The 19,069-nt window shown below is 67.9% G+C and carries 18 protein-coding genes; 7 read left to right on the top strand and 11 right to left on the bottom strand.

Going from position 1 to position 19,069, the window contains the following annotated elements:
• The first annotated feature begins 68 nt into the window (after window positions 1-68).
• From AC30PD_RS16520 to AC30PD_RS16505, 4 genes are all read left to right on the top strand, one after another.
• Window positions 69-953, top strand: a complete 885-nt coding sequence (locus tag AC30PD_RS16520; RefSeq protein ID WP_489536759.1) for a LysR family transcriptional regulator — start codon at window positions 69-71, stop codon at window positions 951-953.
• 251 nt (window positions 954-1,204) lie between these two features.
• Window positions 1,205-1,888, top strand: a complete 684-nt coding sequence (locus tag AC30PD_RS16515; protein WP_489536758.1) for a hypothetical protein — start codon at window positions 1,205-1,207, stop codon at window positions 1,886-1,888.
• 93 nt (window positions 1,889-1,981) lie between these two features.
• The gene (locus AC30PD_RS16510) at window positions 1,982-3,676 is read left to right on the top strand and encodes an FAD-dependent oxidoreductase (RefSeq protein WP_489536757.1); all 1,695 of its coding nucleotides are present in this window, start codon (window positions 1,982-1,984) and stop codon (window positions 3,674-3,676) included.
• Window positions 3,673-4,410: a hypothetical protein gene (locus AC30PD_RS16505; RefSeq protein ID WP_489536756.1), complete on the top strand. Its 738-nt coding sequence runs from the start codon at window positions 3,673-3,675 to the stop codon at window positions 4,408-4,410. The genes AC30PD_RS16510 and AC30PD_RS16505 overlap by 4 nt, the downstream gene beginning before the upstream one ends.
• Here the strand turns inward: AC30PD_RS16505 and AC30PD_RS16500 are convergent.
• Window positions 4,367-5,134 carry a tRNA-uridine aminocarboxypropyltransferase gene (locus AC30PD_RS16500; RefSeq protein ID WP_489536755.1) on the bottom strand — a complete coding sequence of 256 codons (768 nt, stop codon included), beginning with the start codon at window positions 5,132-5,134 and terminating at the stop codon, window positions 4,367-4,369. The genes AC30PD_RS16505 and AC30PD_RS16500 overlap by 44 nt on opposite strands.
• Before the next feature lie 32 nt (window positions 5,135-5,166).
• Window positions 5,167-7,587 carry an ATP-binding protein gene (locus AC30PD_RS16495; protein WP_489536754.1) on the bottom strand — a complete coding sequence of 807 codons (2,421 nt, stop codon included), beginning with the start codon at window positions 7,585-7,587 and terminating at the stop codon, window positions 5,167-5,169.
• A 167-nt stretch (window positions 7,588-7,754) separates the two neighbouring features.
• On the opposite strand from AC30PD_RS16495, the gene AC30PD_RS16490 reads away from it, so the two are divergent.
• The gene (locus AC30PD_RS16490; RefSeq protein ID WP_489536753.1) at window positions 7,755-8,702 is read left to right on the top strand and encodes a hypothetical protein; all 948 of its coding nucleotides are present in this window, start codon (window positions 7,755-7,757) and stop codon (window positions 8,700-8,702) included.
• A gap of 23 nt (window positions 8,703-8,725) precedes the next feature.
• Here AC30PD_RS16490 and AC30PD_RS16485 read toward each other — a convergent pair whose 3' ends face one another.
• The 8 genes from AC30PD_RS16485 to AC30PD_RS16450 all read right to left on the bottom strand — a co-directional run bounded on the left by AC30PD_RS16485 (window position 8,726) and on the right by AC30PD_RS16450 (window position 15,332).
• A complete protein-coding gene (locus AC30PD_RS16485; protein WP_489536752.1) occupies window positions 8,726-9,496 on the bottom strand; it encodes a tetratricopeptide repeat protein in 771 nt (256 codons plus the stop codon).
• A gap of 66 nt (window positions 9,497-9,562) precedes the next feature.
• Complete coding sequence (locus AC30PD_RS16480; protein WP_489536751.1) at window positions 9,563-10,315, bottom strand: class II aldolase/adducin family protein; 753 nt, start codon at window positions 10,313-10,315, stop codon at window positions 9,563-9,565.
• Between the two features lie 17 nt (window positions 10,316-10,332).
• Window positions 10,333-11,136 (bottom strand): 2-oxo-hept-4-ene-1,7-dioate hydratase, encoded by an 804-nt coding sequence (gene hpaH / locus AC30PD_RS16475; RefSeq protein WP_489536750.1) that lies wholly within the window; start codon window positions 11,134-11,136, stop codon window positions 10,333-10,335.
• A gap of 3 nt (window positions 11,137-11,139) precedes the next feature.
• The gene (locus tag AC30PD_RS16470) at window positions 11,140-11,547 is read right to left on the bottom strand and encodes a 5-carboxymethyl-2-hydroxymuconate isomerase (RefSeq protein ID WP_489536749.1); all 408 of its coding nucleotides are present in this window, start codon (window positions 11,545-11,547) and stop codon (window positions 11,140-11,142) included.
• 22 nt (window positions 11,548-11,569) lie between these two features.
• On the bottom strand, window positions 11,570-12,433 hold the full coding sequence (gene hpaD, locus AC30PD_RS16465; RefSeq protein WP_489536748.1) for a 3,4-dihydroxyphenylacetate 2,3-dioxygenase: 864 nt from the start codon (window positions 12,431-12,433) through the stop codon (window positions 11,570-11,572).
• A 2-nt stretch (window positions 12,434-12,435) separates the two neighbouring features.
• A complete protein-coding gene (gene hpaE / locus AC30PD_RS16460) occupies window positions 12,436-13,893 on the bottom strand; it encodes a 5-carboxymethyl-2-hydroxymuconate semialdehyde dehydrogenase (protein WP_489536747.1) in 1,458 nt (485 codons plus the stop codon).
• Window positions 13,894-13,905: 12 nt separating this feature from the next.
• Window positions 13,906-14,676 carry a fumarylacetoacetate hydrolase family protein gene (locus tag AC30PD_RS16455; RefSeq protein WP_489536746.1) on the bottom strand — a complete coding sequence of 257 codons (771 nt, stop codon included), beginning with the start codon at window positions 14,674-14,676 and terminating at the stop codon, window positions 13,906-13,908.
• Window positions 14,673-15,332, bottom strand: coding sequence for a fumarylacetoacetate hydrolase family protein (locus AC30PD_RS16450; RefSeq protein ID WP_489536745.1), 660 nt, complete (start codon window positions 15,330-15,332; stop codon window positions 14,673-14,675). The genes AC30PD_RS16455 and AC30PD_RS16450 overlap by 4 nt, the downstream gene beginning before the upstream one ends.
• Window positions 15,333-15,441: 109 nt before the next feature.
• Between AC30PD_RS16450 and hpaR the strand changes: the two genes are divergently transcribed.
• Window positions 15,442-15,909 (top strand): homoprotocatechuate degradation operon regulator HpaR, encoded by a 468-nt coding sequence (hpaR, locus tag AC30PD_RS16445; protein ID WP_489536744.1) that lies wholly within the window; start codon window positions 15,442-15,444, stop codon window positions 15,907-15,909.
• Between the two features lie 6 nt (window positions 15,910-15,915).
• On the opposite strand, the gene AC30PD_RS16440 is transcribed toward hpaR, so the two are convergent.
• Entirely contained in the window at window positions 15,916-16,641 is a 726-nt protein-coding gene (locus tag AC30PD_RS16440) for a Crp/Fnr family transcriptional regulator (RefSeq protein ID WP_489536743.1), read from the bottom strand.
• Window positions 16,642-16,857: 216 nt separating this feature from the next.
• Between AC30PD_RS16440 and AC30PD_RS16435 the strand changes: the two genes are divergently transcribed.
• Complete coding sequence (locus tag AC30PD_RS16435; protein WP_489536742.1) at window positions 16,858-19,065, top strand: xanthine dehydrogenase family protein molybdopterin-binding subunit; 2,208 nt, start codon at window positions 16,858-16,860, stop codon at window positions 19,063-19,065.
• Window positions 19,066-19,069: the final 4 nt, after the last annotated feature.

The raw sequence follows: 19,069 nt of genomic DNA, 5'->3' as shown, positions 1-19,069 counted from the left end.
GCTTGAGTGATGGGCAGCGGAACGATAGGATTTCTCCTCCGCAATGAAAATAGGCATCCTTGAAATCGATGGCTGCAAAATCGCAATACGAAATCGAAGTCAACGATCTGTTTGCGGTGCTGAGCCTGGTGCGTGCCGGCACATTGGCGGCGGCTGGCAAGCAACTCGGCCAAGACGCGTCGACCGTCTTCCGGAGTTTGCAGCGCGTCGAAAAAGGGCTGGGCCTCCAACTCTTCGAGCGCTCACGGGCGGGGTACATCGCTACCGAACTGGCTCGGGGTCTGTCCGCCCATGCCGAGCGGATGGAGGCCGAGCTCGAAGCTGCCCGATCGACGACACAGACCGACCCGGGACAGGTATCGGGCTCGGTCAGGATCACCACCACCGACACCGTGCTGCACAGTCTGGTGGCACCCGCGTTGAAGTCATTGCAGGCTGCGCATCCCTTGCTGGGTTTCGAGTTGGTGGCGGGCAACGAACTGGCCAGCCTGACCCGCCGCGACGCCGACATCGCCGTGCGTGCCACGAAGCGGCCACCGCCACACCTGGTCGGCAAGCACCTCGGCCCGATCCGCGTTGCGCTGTTCACCGCACGCAAAGGCGGAAGGAGACGCCTTGACGATTCGGTGTTGGCAGCGCAGAACTGGATCGCACCCGACGATGCCTTGCCGGACCACCCCAGCGTGGTCTGGCGGAAGAAGCGGTTTCCGAAGGTGATGCCCAAGTACCGGGTGAACAGCATTCTCACCGTGGCCGAGTTGGTCGGCCAGGGCATGGGCGTCGGCATCCTGCCTCTCTTCCTTGCGCACCAACGCAATGACCTGCTGCAAATCGGCGCGGAGATCGAGGAATGCCGGACGGAGCTCTGGCTGCTCACGCATACCGAGGCGCGCCACCTGCGGCGAGTCTCAACCGTGTATCGGCATTTTGCTGAGCATTTGGTGCTTCCGTAAACTCGATGCGAAACCACCGTGGGAAGCACGAGCATCACGGCCCATTGCGTCTGATCGGTCTGAAACCATCGAGCGGCCCACCAGGTGCAAAATCACCGTCGATTCAGCCCATGAGCCCAGGACGAGGAGCGCAAGTTGTCGCAGGCATTGAAAGCACAACACAGTGACGGGCTGCGCAAGGCCATGCAGATGAACGAGGTGTCGCCGGCCCGGCTTGCGCGCATGCGCGCAGTGACCAAGTAGGCCCCACCATGGCGCTGCTCGGCCAGGCGGCCATTGCGATGTGGTGGGACGTGGCCGCCGAGTGGCAGCGCGAGTTCGAAGACTGGCACACGCACGAGCACTTTCCCGAGCGCATGGGCATCCCCGGCTTTCTGCGCGGCTCACGCTGGGCCAGTGCCGACGGCGGCCCGGGCTATTTCGTGATGTACGAACTCGATCGCTGCGAGACGCTCAGCTCGGCGCCATATCTCGCGCGGCTCAACAACCCGTCGCCGTGGTCTACCAAGCTGATGCCGCAGCACCGCAACATGGTGCGCAGCTTGTGCCGTGTGCTCAGCAGCACGGGCGGGGGCATCGGCCGGCACGCGTTGACGTTGCGGCTGTGCCCGCAGGCAGGCCGCGAGGATGAGTTGCGCGATCACCTTTCCGAACTCTCCAAGCACCTTGCCGTGCAGCCGGGTTTCGTGGCCGGGCACGTGCTGCAAACCCAGACGCCGGCGATCGCCCTGACGACCGAGCAGGCGATCCGCGGTGGCCGCGACCCGGCGGCCGACTGGGTCTATGTGGTGACCGGCTATTCCGACGAGGCCTTGCGTGGCGTGCGCCTCGAAGCACTCGCCGACGAGGCTCTGTTCGCGCACGGGGCCACCCGTGAGGTGCGAGCGGAGCTCTACAGCCTTTCCTGCGCCGTGACCCCAGCCGACTTCGCCTGAGGCGGGCCTCACGCGCTGGCCAGGGCCAGCGCCGGCACAATCCGTGCGACGCCTCGCTGCACGAGGCCTTCGATGCCGACCCCGGAGCACCCAATGAGTGACGCGGATTCCGCCCCTGCCCCCAGCGAGTTCATCTCGCGCCGGCACCAGATGTTCCCGCTGCTCAGCGACGCCGAGGTGGCGCGCATGCAGCGCTTTGGCACGCACCAGACCCACCCCGCGGGCACCCGGCTCATCACCGCCGGCGAACCCGGCCCGGGCATGTTCGTGGTGCTCGCGGGCGTGGTCGCCGTGAGCGAGCGCGACGGCATGGGCCACGTGACGCCGATCGTGCAGCACGGCCGCGGGCACTTCGTCGGCGAGGTCGGCACCCTGTCGGGCAAACCTTCGCTGGTGGACGGCATTGCCCAGGGCGCGGTCGAAGTGCTGCTGCTCGCGCCGAGCCAGCTGCGCGCGCTGATCGTCGCCGAGGCCGACCTGGGCGAGCGCCTGGTGCGCGCCCTCATCCTGCGGCGCGTGGCCTTGATCGAATCGGGCGCGAGCGGCCCGGTGCTGATGGGCCAGCCGGGTTCGGCCGACCTGATGCGGCTGCAGAACTTTCTGCGCCGCAACGGCGAGCCCTATCACGTGGTCGATGCACAGCTCGACGCGAGCGCTGCCGCGCTGATGGAACAGTACGGCGTGGCCAGCGGCGAGCCGCTGGTGGTGTGCCCCGACGGCTCGGTGCTCGTCAACCCGAACGAGACGGCCCTGGCGCGCTGCCTCGGCATGGTCGACACCGTCGACCACGACGAACTGTTCGACGTGGCCGTGGTCGGCGCCGGGCCCGCCGGCCTGTCGACGGCCGTCTACGCGGCTTCCGAGGGCCTGCGCGTCGTGGTGCTCGATTGCCGCTCTTATGGTGGCCAGGCTGGTGCGAGCGCGCGCATCGAGAACTACCTCGGTTTCCCCACCGGCATCTCCGGCGGCGCGCTGGCCGGCCGCGCCTACGTGCAGGCGCAGAAGTTCGGCGCCGAGATGTTGATCCCGGCCGAAGTGCAGGCTCTCGACTGCACCCGCAGCGGGCCCGACCGCGAGCTCACGCTGCGCCTGACCGACGGCCGGCGCCTGCGCGCCCGCAGCGTGGTGATCGCCAGCGGTGCCAGCTACCGCCGCCCGGGCGTGCCGCGGCTGGCCGAATTCGAAGGGCGTGGCGTCTGGTACTGGGCTTCGGCACTCGAAGCGACCACCTGCGCGCAGACCGAAGTGGCGCTCGTGGGCGGCGGCAACTCCGCCGGGCAGGCGGCGGTGTTCCTGTCGCAGCACGCCAGCAAGGTGAACATGCTGGTGCGCGGGCCGAGCCTGGCGGCCAGCATGTCGCGTTACCTGATCGACCGCATCGAGGCCACACCCAACATCGAGCTGCGGCCGCACACCGAGATCACGCGCCTGCACGGCGAGCCGGCCAGCGGCCTGGCCGCCGTGTCATGGCGCAACCACCGCAGCGGCGCAGAAGAAGAGAAGGCACTGCGCAACGTCTTCCTGTTCGTCGGCGCCGACCCCGAAACGCGCTGGCTCGGCGGCTGCGACGTGGCCGTCGATGCGCACGGCTTCGTGCTCACCGGCAATGCCTTGGGTACGTCGGCGAGCGGGCGGCCACCGGCTGCGCTGGAATCCAGCATTCCCGGCGTGTTCGCGGTGGGCGACGTGCGTTCGGGCTCGGTCAAGCGCGTGGGTGGCGCGATCGGCGAAGGCGCGGCCGCGGTCGCGCAGATCCACCAGTTTCTGGCGAACGAAGCGGCGCGATGACACGGCTGCATGCAGAGCTGCAGCGCCTGTTCGCGCGCCGGCCGCTGACGAGCGACGAAGAGGACACGCATCCCGTGGCGCTGATCGACGCACAAGGCAGGGTGCGCGCGATGGTGATCGAGCTTGCGCAGCCGGCGAGCTGGGCACTCTTGTCGAAAGTCTGGCAAGGCGTGCAAGCCGAGCTGGAATTGCCTGCACCCGCCATCGCCGTGTCAGGCACCGACGCCTTGCAGCTCTGGTTCTCGCTGGCGCAGCCGACCGTCGCCTCGCAAGCGCATGAGTTTCTCGAAGGCTTGCGCTTGCGCTTCCTGCCCGAGGTCGATGCCCGGCGCGTTCGCCTGCTGCCCGCGCCGGGCGCGTCGGCGTTGCAGCCGGCGCATCACGCCCGCCCCGTGCCCGCGCCGCAAGAAGGCACCGGGAACTGGTCGGCGTTCGTGGCGGCCGATCTGGCGCCTATCTTTTCAGACACGCCGTGGCTCGACATTGCGCCCAACGAAGAAGGCCAGGCGGCCTTGTTGCGCGGGCTGGCCGTGATCGATCCCGACGTGTTCGAAGAAGCGATGAAGCGGCTCGCGCCGACCACCGCTGATGTGCCCATCACACGAACGCCGCCCGCGGCGGCCAAGGCCGACGAAGACCCGAAGCGCTTTCTGCTGCGGGTCATGAACGACGAGACGGTGGCGCTCGCCCTCAGGGTCGAAGCGGCGAAGGCGCTGCTGCAGCACGGCCGCTGATCTCGCGCCAGCGCTGGTGGGCAGCGCCGTCCCAGGCCACGGGCAACTGGTTTCTGGCCTGCAGGTAGTGGTGCGTGAAGACGTCGAGCCACGCCGCCAGCGTCTGCTCGGCCAGGTGTTCGCCCGCCAGTTGCAGGCACAGTGCCGCCACCTCGCTGGTGCACCAGTGGTCGCCGCGGTGCGAGCGCCGCAGCTGGTATCGCGAAACCTGTTCGGGTTGAAGACTCAGCACAGGCAGGTGGTTCAGGCAGGGGCTGCGCCCGAACATCTTGCGCGCCTCGGCCCAGGTGCCGTCGAGCAGGATGAAGAGCGGCCGTTTGCCCCGGTCACTGCCCGCGCCTTGGGCCAGTTGAACGCTGTGCACCACACGCTCAGGCGCGGCGTACTCGCCCGGGAACACCACGTAGGCCTGCCATTGCGGGTCGCCCAGCAGTGCCAGCAGCGCGGGGTCGGTCGCAGTGCGTGCCCAGCCGAACGCGAAGGTGTCGGCCACCACGTCGGCCACCAGCCAACCGGTGTTGCTGGGCTTGAGCGGTTCCACGTCGGCCATCAGCAGGCACACACCCGCGCGCGTGGCCACCGCGGGCTGCAGCGCGCACAGGCAGTGGCTGGGCCGCAAGCGGCAGCCTTCGCAACGTTCCTGCCTGAACCCGCCCCGCGCCAGGAAGGGTTTGCTGCTGCGGGCCAGGCGCGCGCTGCGAAGCAATGAAACGGCGTGGGGCATGTGGGGATTCTGCGGCCGTGTCTGGCCGGGTCTCAGGCCGAACGCTCGAGCCAGTGCTGCAATTCCAGCATCGCGACCTCGAATTCCAGCGCACGCCCGGCTGCTTCGGCAGCGTCGAAGGCCGCGTCGCCGATGGCGTGGCGTGCACGCACGACCAACACCGCCGTGTGCTCGATGTCGACCGGCTGGTGCCGGTAGCCCCACTCCTTCAGCGCCCGGTCGGCAGCGCCACGAAAGCGTGCGGCCGTTTCGTGTTCGCCGGCACATACCGCCAGGCCAACGGCCGCTTCGAGCAAATCGACGCCGATCTTCTCGCCACGCACCAGCGGCAGGCACTCGACGGCGAACTGCCGGGCCTCGCCCGCGTGGCCCTTGGCCACCTGCACGCGCAGAAGATTGTTCAGCAGCGAGACGAGCACGAGCCGGGCACCGAGCGGTCGCGCGAGTGCCAGCGCTTCGCGGTAAGAGCGCTCTGCTCCGTCGATGTCGCCGGCACTGCGCTTGACTTCGGCCAGGTTGTTGAGCAGGCGCGACATCAGCGGTGCGTCGCCCAGCCCGAGCGCCATGTCAGCAGCGTCGGCATGGCTCTTCAGCGATTCCTGCGTGCGCCCGAGCGCGGTCAGCGCCGAGCCCATGTCGTTGAGCGCCTCGGCGATCAGGCTCGGCGCGCCGACACGCTGCGCCACCCGCAGGGCCTGCTCGCCGAAGACCAGTGATTCTTCGTAGCGCCCACGGTACAGGCTCAGGCGAGTGACCGCGCACAGCGCACCGGCACGCCACGGCGTGTCGGCGGCCTCGCTGTCGCGCCCGAGCACGGCGAGCGCGAGCCGGTGGCCGAGTTCCACGCCGTTCCAGATCCAGTAGTAGTTCGAGGCAGCGGCCAGACGCAAGCCAGCCTGCGGATCGACCGGCCCTTCGCAGCACCAGCCGAGCGCCGCGACCAGGTTCTCGTGCTCCTGCCGGAAGCGCCGGATCCACGCGTCTTGCGCAGGCCCGCGCCATTGCAGCTGGGCTTCTTCGGCGAGCGCGACGAAGTGGCCCACATGTCGCGCGCGTGCGCCTTCGGCTTCACCGGCTTCGTTCAGGCGATCGAGCGCAAATTGCCGCACCGTCTCGAGCATCCAGTAGCGAGGCGGGTCACTCGACGGCCCACGCTCGACCATGAGAAGCGACTTGTCGTGCAGCAACGTCAGCAGCGCGAGCGCTTCATATTCGTCGGCAACCTGCGCCACGTGGGCCGCGGCCTGCAGCGTCCATCCACCGGCGAACACCGACACCTGGCGCAGCATGCGCTGCGCCGGTGGCGCGAGTTGTTCGTGGCTCCACTGCATCGCCGCGTGCAGCGTCTGGTGGCGTGGCAAGGCGCGGCTGCCGCCGGTGAGCAGGCGAAAACGGTCGTCGAGCCGCGCAGCGATCTCGGCCACCGACAGCATCGTGACGCGCGCCGCCGCCAGCTCGATCGCCAGCGCGATACCGTCGAGCCGCCTGCAGATCTCGGCGAGCGCCGCGGCGTTGTCAGCACCGACCTCGAAGTCGGGCCAGGCGAGCCGCGCGCGGTCGACGAACACACGCACCGACTCGGCGCCCTGCACCGCCTGCCGGTCCACTGACGTGGGCAAGGACAAGGAGCGCACCGGGTAGATCTGCTCGCCACGCACCCCCAGCCCTTCGCGGCTGGTGGCGAGGATCGTCGTGCCGCTGGCGCCGGAAAGCAGCACATCCACCAGTTCGGCGACGCCGTCGATCACGTGCTCGCAGTTGTCGAGCAACAGCAGCGTGCGGCGCGTGGCCAAGTGGGCGAGCAGCCGCTGCATGAGCGGCGCGTCGGCCTCTTCGCGAATGCCCAGCACGGCAGCGCAGGTCGATGCCACACGCTGGGCGTCATTCAGCGGGGCGAGATCGACGAACCACACCCCGTCGGCAAAAGCCTCGAGTTGCTGCTGCGCGAGCTGCAAGGCCAGGCGTGTCTTGCCGCAGCCCCCGATGCCGGTGAGCGTGAGCAACCGCGCCGACGAGAGCAGCGCGGCGAGCTCGGCCAGCGCCGGCTCGCGACCGATGAAACGGGTGCGCTGCGCCGGCAGGTTGTGTCGCGGCGGCTTCGGTGCGGCCAGAGCGGAAGACGCGGAAAACGCAGCATCCGCCGGCCGGCGCAAGGCCGTGAGGCGGTAGCCGTAACCCGGCAAAGTGGTGATGGCGCTTGGGCCGAGCAGCTTGCGCAGGTTGCCGATCTGCGTGGCCACGTTGTGCTCTTCGACCACCAGGCCCGGCCACACCATGTCGAGCAGCTCCTGCTTGGTGACGAGACGATCGTGACGTTGGGCCAGCGCCAGCAGCAGGTCGAAAGCCCGGCTGCCCAGCGCCACCGGCTCGCCGCCGACACGCAGCACACGCTCGGCCGGGTGCAGCTCGAAATGTTCGAAACGAAGGGGCTCGTCGGCGTTGACGGAAGGCAAGGAAGGGGCTCCCGAAAGTCGGCAAATGGCTGCATGGCAGGCCGGTTTGAAAACCTTTGACCACGGCTTGAATACGCGGCGTCAGGCGCTGGGCAGAGTGTGCTCCAGGCGCACGGAGCTTCCGTCGCCCCGGCCCATCACCCCCTAGCCTGAACGAGGAATGAACCATGTCACACGTCAGCCAGCACTCGACCGACTCCGCCCGCTACGCGAAGTGCATAGAGGTCTCCAAACGCGTCCGCTGGGACACCGAGCGCGACGTGATTCGCGGGCGCACCTTCGATTTCGGCAAGAAATTCCTGCCCGACGGCTTGTCCAAAGTCACCAGCCTGCCTTTCCTGAGCGCGGCCGAACAGCGGCTGTTCTCGCAGGTGCAGGGGCGCACGTACGCCAACATGTTCGCGCTGGTCGAGCGTTTCATCGGCGCCAAGGTGCTGGAGATCAGCCGCAGCCACTGGCTCGGCGACCAGGTGGCGCTCGAAGCGCTGGTGCGCCTGACTGACGAGGAACTCAAACACCAGGAAATGTTCCGCCGCCTTGAAGCGATGACCGCACCGGGCATGCCCGAGGGTTACCGCTTCCTGCCGCAGCCGAACGACGTGGCCGGCGCGGTGTTGGCGGCCTCGACATGGGCCGTGCTGGCACTGGTCTGCGACATCGAGTTGTTCTCGCAGGCGCACTACCGCAGCAGCATCGAGGCCGAAACACAGATCGATCCGCTGTGGAAAGACGTGTTCCTGTTCCACTGGAAAGAAGAATCACAGCACGCCATCGTCGACGAGATGGAATGGATCGCCGAAGACCGCCGCCTCGACGCCGCGCAGCGCGACCAGGCGGTCGGCGAACTGATCGGCCTGGTGGGCGCGGTCGACGGCATCGTGCAGATGCAGGCCCGCGCCGACGCGGACTACTTCGTGCAGGTGTGTGGCCGGGCGCTCGATGACGCGCAGGCACGGGCGGGGCACGCCACGGTGCTGGCCGCCTACCGCTGGCAGTACATCGCCAGTGGTGTGCAGGACCCACGCTTCCTCGAGATCCTCGGGCCGATGATCACCGCTGAGCAAGGGGCGCGCATCCACGCCGCGTTGGCGCCGATCCTCGCCACGCTGCACTGAACCGCCGTGCGCAGGGTGCGGTTTCAGGCGGTGGCGCTGCAGCCCAGCATCTGCTCGCCGATGCGCCTGAACGCTTCGTGCGGCGATTGCAGCAGCGCACGCCCCGCCTCGGCACGAAAGCCCGGCGTGGCGGTCAGCGGCACTTTGCGCAGCCACACCAGCGCCTCGTCGAAGCGGCCCTGCGCCGCGAGCATGCCGGCGAAGCAGAACTGACCGCGAAAGTCGCCACCGTGCGCGGCTCTTTCGTAGCAGACGAAGGCGGCGGCGCTGTCTTTCGCGACGACCAGGCCGTCTTCGTGATAGCGGCCGAGCTTCGTCATCGACTTCGCATGGCCCTGCGCCGCGGCCTGCTGGTACAAGGCCAGTGCCTTCGCATGATCCTGCGGCGCGCTGTTGCCGGCGGCGTACTGGTTTGCCAGGTTGTACAGGCCAGCGTCGAGATTCTTCTCGGCTGCCTGCCGGTACCAGGCGAGCGCCTTCGCAAGGTCGACCGGCGTGCCCCAGCCGTTCTCGAAGCAGCGCCCGGCCATGTTCATGCCCATCGCATGACCTTGCCGCGCGGCCGATTCGAACCAGCTCAGCGCCGCTGCCGGGTTGCGTGCCGTGCCATGGCCGTCGAGCAGCCATTGGCCCCACACGGTCTGTGCTTCGGCGTGGCCGAGGCGCGCCGCCACGACCATCCACGCGGCTGCGCGCGCTGGCTCGGCCAGCAGCACCGCCGACCATTGGGCGGCGCTGAGCTGCGCCAGGTCGTGCAGCGAAGAAGGCGAGTCAGGAACGGGGGAGGTGGTCATGGGGCAGGAATCGGGGCGCGGTCTCTGCATTGTCGTCGCGCCCTGGCTGCGCGCGGCCGCGGCGCCTCAGTTCCGGTACGACGGGTCGATTCGATCGACGATGCGCTGCAAGGCATCGAACGCGTCCTGGCCGGCCCCGAAGCGTGGGTCGAACTGCAGCGAGTCGCGCACGCAGCCTTCGAGCACCGGCTGCGCGATGGCGCGCGGTTGGCCCATCGAGAGCGTGGCGAGCTGCACTTCGCAGGCGCGGTTCAGCAGCCACATCAGGCTGAAGGCCTGGGCGAGGTTGTGGCCGATGGTCACCGGCCCGTGGTTGCGCAGCAAGAGCACCTGGCTGCCCCCGGCACTCGCGAGAATACGCGCGCCTTCGTCGGCGTGCACCGTGATGCCTTCGAACTCGTGGTACGCCACCTTGCCGAACAGCTGTGCGGCGTAGAAGTTGGTGTAGCTCAGGCCTTCGTCGAGGCAGCACACGGCCATCGTCGGCGTGGTGTGGACGTGCATCACGCAGTGCGCTTCGGGCAGGGTCTCGTGGATCTTGCCGTGGAAGGTGAAGCCGGCCGGGTTGATGGGCCAGTCGCTGTGGCCGATGACCGTGCCCTTCACGTCGACCTTCACCAGGTTCGAGGCGCGCACTTCGCTGTAGTGCAGCCCGAAAGGGTTGAGCAGAAAGTGCGCCTCGGGGCCGGGCACCCGCAGGGAGATGTGGTTGTAGATCAGCTCGCCCCAACCCAGGTGGTCGAAGATGCGGTAGGCGGCGGCGAGTTGCACGCGGGCGGCCCACTCGGCTTCGCTGAACCTGCTGACGGATGTGCTCATGGTGTGTGCCTGCGTGCTCAGACGAAGCGGAACGCGATCGAGCCCAGCGGCCCGTAATCGGCGTGGAAGTTGTCGCCGGCCTGCGCCGTGGCGGGCCGCGTGAACGAACCGGCCAACACCACGTCGCCCGCGTTCAACTGCTCGCCGTAGGGTGCGATCTTGTTGGCGAGCCACGCCACGCCGTTGGCCGGGTGGTTCAGCACGCCGGCGGCCAGACCGGTCTCTTCGATCACGCCGTTCTTGTGCAACAAGGCGCCGACCCAGCGCAGGTCGACGTCGGTCGGCTTGACCGGCCGGCCGCCGAGCACGATGCCGGCATTGGCCGCAAAGTCGCTGATCGTGTCGAAGACCTTGCGCATCACCTTCGTCTCTCGGTCGAACTGCTCGATGCGGGCGTCGATGATCTCGATCGCGGGCGTGACGTACTCGGTTGCCGAGAGCACGTCGAACAAGGTGGCGCCCGGGCCTTTGAGCGGCTTGCCGAGAATGAACGCGAGCTCGACCTCGACGCGCGGCGCGATGAACCGGTCGATAGGAATGTCGCTGCCCTGCGCGAAGAACATGTCGTCCATCAGCGGCGCGAAATCGGGTTCGTCGATCTGGCTCGCCTGCTGCATGGCGCGCGAAGTCAGGCCGATCTTGCGGCCCTTGATGGTGCGGCCGCTCTGCACTTCGAGCGCAACCCAGGCACGCTGGATGGCGTAGCCGTCTTCCACCGTCATCTGCGGAAAGCGCTTCGAGAAGTGGCGCAGCTGCATGCGGCTCTGGCGCGCTTCGCGCAGCTCACGCGCCAGGCCTTCGATGGTGTCTTGCGGCAGCATGGTTCAGGCCTTGGGTGCGAACAGCGGGTGGATGTTGTTGATCTTGCCGTCGAAGACCTCGGCGCCCACGTCGATCTGCAGCGTGACGCCGACGAGGTGCTGTGCCTGCACCGGCTCGAACACGGCCTTCGCGGTGGCGAGCAGCGCGTCGCCGATGCGCTTCTGCGTGGCTTCGCTGCGGCCGCGCGCCATGCGCAGGTTCATGTAGGCGAAGGCGTAATCGCGCTTGCCGTCGGCCACGGCGGCATGCGCCGCGGGGTAGGCGAGCACGCGCGTGCCACCGATCGGGAACACCGGTTTGCCGGCATCGTCGCGCTGTTCGATCATGGTGTCGGCCAGGCTCCGGCACAGCGTGGGCATGTCGACCTTGGCGTCGAGGTTCGGGCTGTAGAGGATCACGAGGTGGGGCATGTCTTCTCTCTGTCGTTGTGCTTCACGCCGGCAGCGGTGTGACCGGGAAGATCGCGTTGATCTGCCCCGTGCCCGAGCTGCCGAAATACGGGGTGATGACTTCCACGCCCTGCTCGTAGCGTTCGCCGCCCAGCAGCCCGAGCAGCATGGCGGTGTCGTGCATGCCGCCTTCGCCCCAGCACTTTTCGTTGTACATGGGCAGCATCTGCAAAAAGGCCTTCCACTCCCCGCGCTTCCACATCTCGACGACGTTGCGGTCGGTCTGCTCGAGGAAAGGGTCGAACACCTTGTGCATGAACTCGGGCGCGCGGCCGTTGGGCGCGAAGTGGTGCGAGAGCGAGCCGCTGGCGAACACCGCCACCGTGCCTTCGTAGCGCTCTTCGATCGCACGGCGCACCGCCAGGCCGAAACGTTCGCTGGTCGCCAGGTCGTGCCACATGCACCAGCCCGACACGCACACGACCTTGAAGTGCTGGTCGGCGTTCATGTAGCGCATCGGCACCAGCGTGCCGTATTCGAGCTCGAGCGTGGTGTCGCTGTGGGCGCGGGTGGCCACGCCCATCTCGTTGGCCACGTCGGCGATCAGGTGGCCGAGCTGCGGGTTGCCGGGGTAGGCGTAAGGCAGGTTCTTGATGAAGTGCGGCAGCTCGTTGCTGGTGTACACGCCTTCGAAGTGCTTCGCGCAGTTGATGTGGTACTCGGAATTGACGAGCCAGTGCACGTCGAACACGACGATGGTGTCAACGCCGAGCGCACGGCAGCGGCGGCCGATCTCGTGGTGGCCGTCGATCGCCGCCTGCCGGCAACCCTTGTGCGGGCCGTCGAGCTCCGACAGGTACATCGAAGGAACGTGCGTGATCTTGGCGGCGAGTGCCAGCTTGCCCATGCTCAGACTCCCCAGTGCGGAATATGGTGCGAGCCCATCGAGACGGCCACGTTCTTCGGTTCCAGGAACACCTCGTAGCTCCAGGTGCCACCTTCGCGCCCGGTGCCGCTGGCCTTGGTGCCGCCGAAGGGCTGGCGCAGGTCGCGCACGTTCTGGCTGTTGACGAAGCACATGCCGGCCTCGATGGCCGCAGCCACGCGGTGCGCGCGGCCGAGGTTCTCGGTCCACACGTAGCTCGACAGGCCGTACTGGATGTCGTTGGCCTGCGTGATGGCGTCGGCTTCGTCGGTGAACGGGATCAGGCAGGCGACCGGGCCGAAGATTTCTTCCTGCGCGATGCGCATGCCGTTGTGCACGTCGGCAAACACGGTGGGGCGCACGAAGTTGCCGCGGCGCATGCTGTCGGGCAGGTCGGGCGCTTCGAGCCCGCCGGTCAGCAACGTGGCGCCTTCCTTCGGGCCGAGCTCGATGTAGCTGCGCACCTTGGCCAGGTGGGCCGGGCTGATCATCGGGCCGATCAGCGTGGTCTCGTTCAGCGGGTCACCGACTGCGATGCGGCTCGCGCGTTCGGCAAAACGTTTCGCGAATTCGGCGTAGATGCTCTTCTGCACCAGGATGCGCGAACCCGCCGTGCAGCGTTCACCATTGTTCGAGAAGATCATGAACACCGCCGCGTCGAGCGCGCGTTCGAAGTTGGCGTCTTCGAAGACCACGAACGGGCTCTTGCCACCGAGCTCCATGCTGAACTTCTTCAGGCCTGCGTTCTTCACGATGCGCTGGCCGGTGGCGGTGGAGCCGGTGAACGAGATCGCGCGCACATCGGGGTGGCCGCACAGCGGCTCGCCGGTCTCGCGGCCGTAGCCGTGCACGATGTTGAGCACACCCTTGGGCAAGCCCGCTTCGGTGGCGAGTTCGCCGAAGCGCGAAATGCTCATCGGCGAGAGTTCGCTCATCTTCAGTACCGCGGTGTTGCCGAAGGCGAGACACGGCGCGATCTTCCAGGTGCCGGTCATGAACGGCACGTTCCACGGCGAGACCAGTGCGCACACGCCGACCGGGTGGTACAGCGTGTAGTTCAGGTGCGTGGGGGTCGGGTAGGTGTGGCCGTCGACGCGCGTGCACATCTCGGCGAAGTAGTAGAAGTTGTCGGCGGCTCGCGGAATGAGTTGCTTGCCGGTTTGCGAGATGGTCTGGCCCGTGTCGCGGGTTTCGATCTGCGCGATCTCGGGCACGTGCTTCGCGATCAGGTCGCCCAGGCGCACCATCATCTTCGCGCGCTCGGTGGCGGGCAAGGCAGCCCACTTCGGGAACGCGGCCTTGGCAGCAGCAACGGCGGCGTTCACTTCATCGGCGCCCCCAGCAGCCACTTCGGCCAGCACCTCTTGCGTGGCGGGGTTGACGGTCTCGAAGTAGTCGCGGCTTTCGACGCTCTGGCCGTCGATCAGGTGCTGGATGCGCATGGCGTTCTCTTCCTATCGTCCGAAATCATCGTCGCCGACGATCGTGTTCTGCAAGCGCCCGATGCCGTCGATCTCGGTCACCACCTCGTCACCGACATTCACGTTGACCACGCCTTCGGGCGTGCCGGTCAGGATCACGTCACCGGGCGAGAGTGTCATGAAGCTGCTCAGGTACTCGATCAAGGCCGGCACGTCGTTGATCAGGTCGCGGGTGTTGCCGTGCTGCGTGACTTGGGCATTGACGAGCGTGCGCAAGGCCAGCGCGTGCGGGTCGGGCACGTCGGCCGCGTCGACCAGCCACGGGCCGAGCACGGTGGCGCCGTCGCGGTTCTTCACGCGAAGGTTCGGGCGATACCAGTTTTCCAGATAGTCGCGCACGGCGTAGTCGTTGGCGACGGTGTAGCCGGCGACGAAGCGCATCGCGTCGGCACGCGCCACCTTCTTCGCGGTGGCGCCGATCACCACGGCGAGTTCGCACTCGTAGTGCATGAAGGCCGCATCTCGCGGACGGCGTGTGAAGCCGCGGTGGCCAAGCAGCGTGTTCGGGCCTTTCAGGAAGGCGAGCGGCTCGTCTTTGGCGCCGATCGTGAGTTCCTTGGCCAGCTCTTTCGCATGATCGGCGTAGTTGATGCCGAGCGCGATGATGGTGCCCACCTCGAACGGTGGCAGCCAGACCACCTGGTCTTCGGCCAACACACGACCATCGGCGAGCTGCAGGCCGGCGCTGTGCGGCACCGCTTCGTGAACGGCACCGCCGAACGCGACGCGCGCATGGCGGCTCATGGGGTCACCTCTTCGGCGACGAGCAGGTTGTCGAGCCGGCCGAGACCGCCGACCTGGATGCTCACGCGCTGGCCGGCGCGCGCGCGTGGCGCGCCGGCCGCCACACCGAGCATCAGCACGTCGCCGGGCGAGAGTGTCATGAACTCGCTGACCTCGGTCAGCAGCCGGGCGGCGGGGCGGATCAGCCCGGCCATGCTGCTGCGGTGAATGACGGCACCATCGATCTCGACCTGCACTTGCAGCGCGTCGATTGAACCCGGTTGCGCGAGCGGCACGAACGGCCCGATCGGGCAGAACCCGTCGCGCACCTTGAAGCGCAACGACGGCCGGTAGTACGAATCGTGCGGCACGCTCACGTCGTTGACGATCACACAGCCAGCCACGAACGACAAGGCGTCGGCCTCGCTCACCCGGCAGGCGGTGCGGCCGATCACCAAGCCGACCGTGGCGCCGATCTCGAGTTCGCGCACGCCATGCGGCACGACGATGGCGTCGCCGTCGCCGGCCCAGGTGTTGCGCGGCTTGATGTAGAGCACCGGCGCTTTCGGCGGCGCCTTGTAGGGCGGCGCGTGCACGGCCGGGCCGAGCGCGGCGAGCGCGTCTGGGTGGTTCAGCAGGGTGCCGTAGACGGTGCCGCGGCGTGGTGGGCTGTGCATGCGCCCATTTAATCACTCACACATTAGTAATGCAAGCGATGCCGCCGAGAGTGGCTCTCGGTAGTTTCACCCAGTGCGCCGCGCCGGGTCGGGCGCTTTACACTGAGATGTGAGCAAATCACCCCCATCGTCTGCCGCCGCCCTGCGCCACCGCAACCTGCCGCACTTGCTGCTGCGTGCCCGCGAAACGCTGATGGCGCACTTTCGCCCGCTGCTGGGCGAGTTCGGGCTGACCGAGCAACAGTGGCGCATCCTGCGCGAAGTGGTCGAACAGGGTCCGCTGGAACCGCGTCAGCTCTGCGAGGCCTGTTCGATTTCGAGCCCCAGCATCGTGGGCGTGCTGCTGCGCATGGAAGAGACCGGCCTGATCACGCGCGAACGCATGGCGCACGACCAGCGCCGCGTGCGTGTGTCTCTCACACCGAAGAGCCGCAAGATCGCCCAGCAGTTGATTCCGCTCGTCGAGCAGCGCTACCAGGTTCTCGAAGCATCGCTGGGGCTGGACTCGATCCAGGAGGTCTACGACGCGCTCGACGCCCTGCTGGCGCGCGCACCGCGGGCCGACGAAGTGGGCTGAGACCTTTCAGGCGCTGCGCAGCGCTGCACCCGCCTTGCCGCCCGCGCGCTCGACCGGCGCGCCGCAATAGCCGCGCAGGCCCGGCAGGTCGAGCACGGTGACACCACCGAACTCGACGCGCAGCAGCCCTGCGCGTTCGAGCTCGTGCAGGGCTTCGTTGGCGCGCTGGCGTGACACCGCCGAGAGCAGGCCGATCTCCTCTTGGCTGAGCCGCACGAAGTTGCCGGCGCGCGGGTAGAGGTCGGGGTCGAACAGGCTGGCCAGGCAGCGCGCCACGCGGGCGTCGGGGCCGAGCAGTCGGTCGTATTCGACCAGGCCCACGAACAGGCTCAGGCGAGCGTTCAACTGTGTCAGCAGGAAGCGGTTGAACGCCAGGTTGCTCGAGACCAGCCGCTCGAAGCTGTGGCGCGGCACGCAGGCCACGCGCGTTTCGCGCACCGCGATGCCGTCGTAGCGCCACTGCCCCACCTTGAGCAGCGAGCCTTCGCCGGCCCAGCCGCCATCGGTGACGCCGGTGAAGGTGGACAGCCGGCCGTCGGGCAAGGAGACCGACATCTTGACCAGCCCTTCGATCACGCCGAACCAATACTCGGCCGGCTCGCCGCGCCGCACGGCGCAGCCGCCGACCGCGATGTGGCGCTCGAAGGAGTCGCCGACGACCCGGTCGAGTTCTTCGGGGTTGAGCGTTTTCGCCCACACGCTGTCGCGCAGTGCGGATTCGAGGGTTTGCATGGCGTTGTCTCCTGTTGTGTGGCCCGCGTGGGCGGGCTCGTGGCGCGCGGCTTTGCGGCGCTCGCGCCGCATGGCTACGCAGCTGCGCGCGCACTGGATGCACCAGAGAAACAGGGGGCGGGAAAACACTGCTCGCAGTTGTCGTTGCGACGACAACCCCGACAGAAGGCCCTCGGCACGATGCCGCAGCGCCAGCACCCACCCAAGGAGACTCCGATGAGCGACCCCCACCCGACACCATCCGAACACACCGTGCCGCCAGCCACGACACTCAGCCGCCGCGGCATGCTCGCGCTGGCGGCCTCTGCACCGGTGGTGACGGCCACCGGCATCGGCCTGGCACCCTCGAGCGCGCAGGCCGCGCCTCTGCCACTGACACCGCCCGACACGGTGGACTACTACGACGTGGGCGACTCGATCGTGCAGACCTCGGCGCCGACCATGCCGCTGGTCAAGCTGTCGCTGGGCAGCGACGGCACCTACACCTTCGAGATGCCGCGCCTGGAACAAGGCACCGGCATCGCCACCGCGCTGGCGATGATGATCGCCGAGGAAGCCGGCGTGCCGCTGTCGAAGGTGAAGGTGCTCTCGGCCGACGCCCAACCCGAGCTGCTCTTCAACCAGCTCACCGGCGGTTCGTCGACGGTGCGGAGTTTCGAGCCCTTCATCAAGTTGATGGTGACCGCGGCGCGCCTCAAGGCCGGGCTGCTGCCGCAGGCCGGCGCGCCCACCGACCCGGCGCAATACAAGGTGATCGGCAAGGCCACCGCCAAGCTCGACGCCTTCGACATCGTGACCGGCCGCAAGAAGTTCACGATGGACGTGGCCGTGCCGGGCGCGTTGCCCACGATGTGCCGCATGCCTTCGCAGATCCGCGGCAAGGTGGTGCGGGTGAACAACCGCGCTGCAGTGCTGGGCATGCCGGGCGTGATCGCGGTCGAGACGCTGCCGGGCGGCGGCACCGTGGTCGGCATTCCGCCCGGTGTGGCGGTGATGGCCGAAACCTTCGGCCAGGCCTGGGACGCCTGCCGCGCGCTCGACATCACCTGGGGTGACGGGCCGAACAAGGGCTTGTCGGACGCTGCCATCCAGGCGAAGCTGAAGGCCGCCGTGCTGCCGCAACTGCCGGTGCCGCCGCTCACCGTGGGGATCGACGCCGAGTTCGAGTTCCCGGCCGCGTCGCACTGCCCGCTCGAGGTGGAGTGCGCGATCGTCGACGTGAAGCCGACGAGCTGCGAAATCTGGGCCGGGCTGCAGTGCCCGATCGTCACGCTGCAGGCGATCGCCGCCGACCTGGGCCTGCCGCAAACGGCCGTGAAAGCGCACTGCATTCCCAGCGGCGGCGCCTTCGGCCGCCGCCTGTTCTGGGACCCGGTTCAGGTGGCGGCGCAGGTCTCGAAGATGACCGGCCTGCCCTGCAAGCTGATGTACCACCGCAGCGACGACGTGCGCCACACACGCAGCCGCCCGCCGCAGTACCACAAGGTGCGTGTGGCGATGAACCCGCCGAGCATTCTGGGCGCCGGCAACGTGCTGAGCTACCAGCAGAGCATCGGCCTGGTGCGGCTCGACGCTCGCCACGGCTACGGCGAGATCGGCACAGCGCTCGGGGGCTCGCTGCCTTTTGGCGTGCAGCAGACGGTGGGCAACATCGGCTACGAAGAGTTCTTCTTCAAGACCATGGTCTCGTCGCCCTACAACTTCGGCGTGAGCCTGAAGCAGATCTTCCCGGTGCCGATCGACCTGCCGACAGTGTCTTACCGCTCGGTGCACATCATGCCGGCCCGCACCGTCGAAGAGATCATCGTCGACGAGATCGCCGCGAAGATGGGCAAGGACCCGGTCGCCTTCCGCATGGAGTTTCTGCGGCTGCCGCGCGCACGTGCCGTGCTGCAGCGGGTGGTGGCTGCAGCGCAGTGGGGCAAGGCGATGCCGGCCGGATTTGCGCAAGGCGTGGGCGTGCACATGGAATCGCGCGCCTTCACCGCCTGCATCGTCGAACTCGACGGCCGCGACCCCAACAACTGCAAGGTCACGAAAGCGACCATCGTCATCGACGTGGGCAAACCGATCAACCCCTCGGGCATCTCGCAGCAAGCGCACGGTGGCCTGGCCGAGGCGATCTCGCTGGTGCTCAACGCCGGGCTGACGATCAAGGACGGCCTGATCCAGGAAGGCAGCTACAACCAGTACCGCTTCGCGAAGATGCGCGACTTTCCGAAGAACGTCGAGGTCATCATCATGCCCAACGTCGGCGACCCGATCGCCGGCATGGGCGAGGTGGGCATGTCGGCCCCGTCGGGCGCGATCGCCAACGCCTACGCGCGGGCCACCGGCCGCAAGCCGCGCAAGTTCCCGCTCAACGCACAGGCCGCGTTCACGCCGACCCCGGCCGGCCAGCTTCCTGCCCCCGTCTTCGTCTGAGGAG

Origin of the sequence: Rhizobacter sp. (assembly GCF_032229685.1) — a bacterium.
In the GTDB taxonomy this organism is placed as follows: Bacteria; Pseudomonadota; Gammaproteobacteria; order Burkholderiales; family Burkholderiaceae_C; genus LMDS01.
Note: the sequence above shows the minus strand (reverse complement) of the source record. Positions and strands in the feature narration are given on the sequence as shown.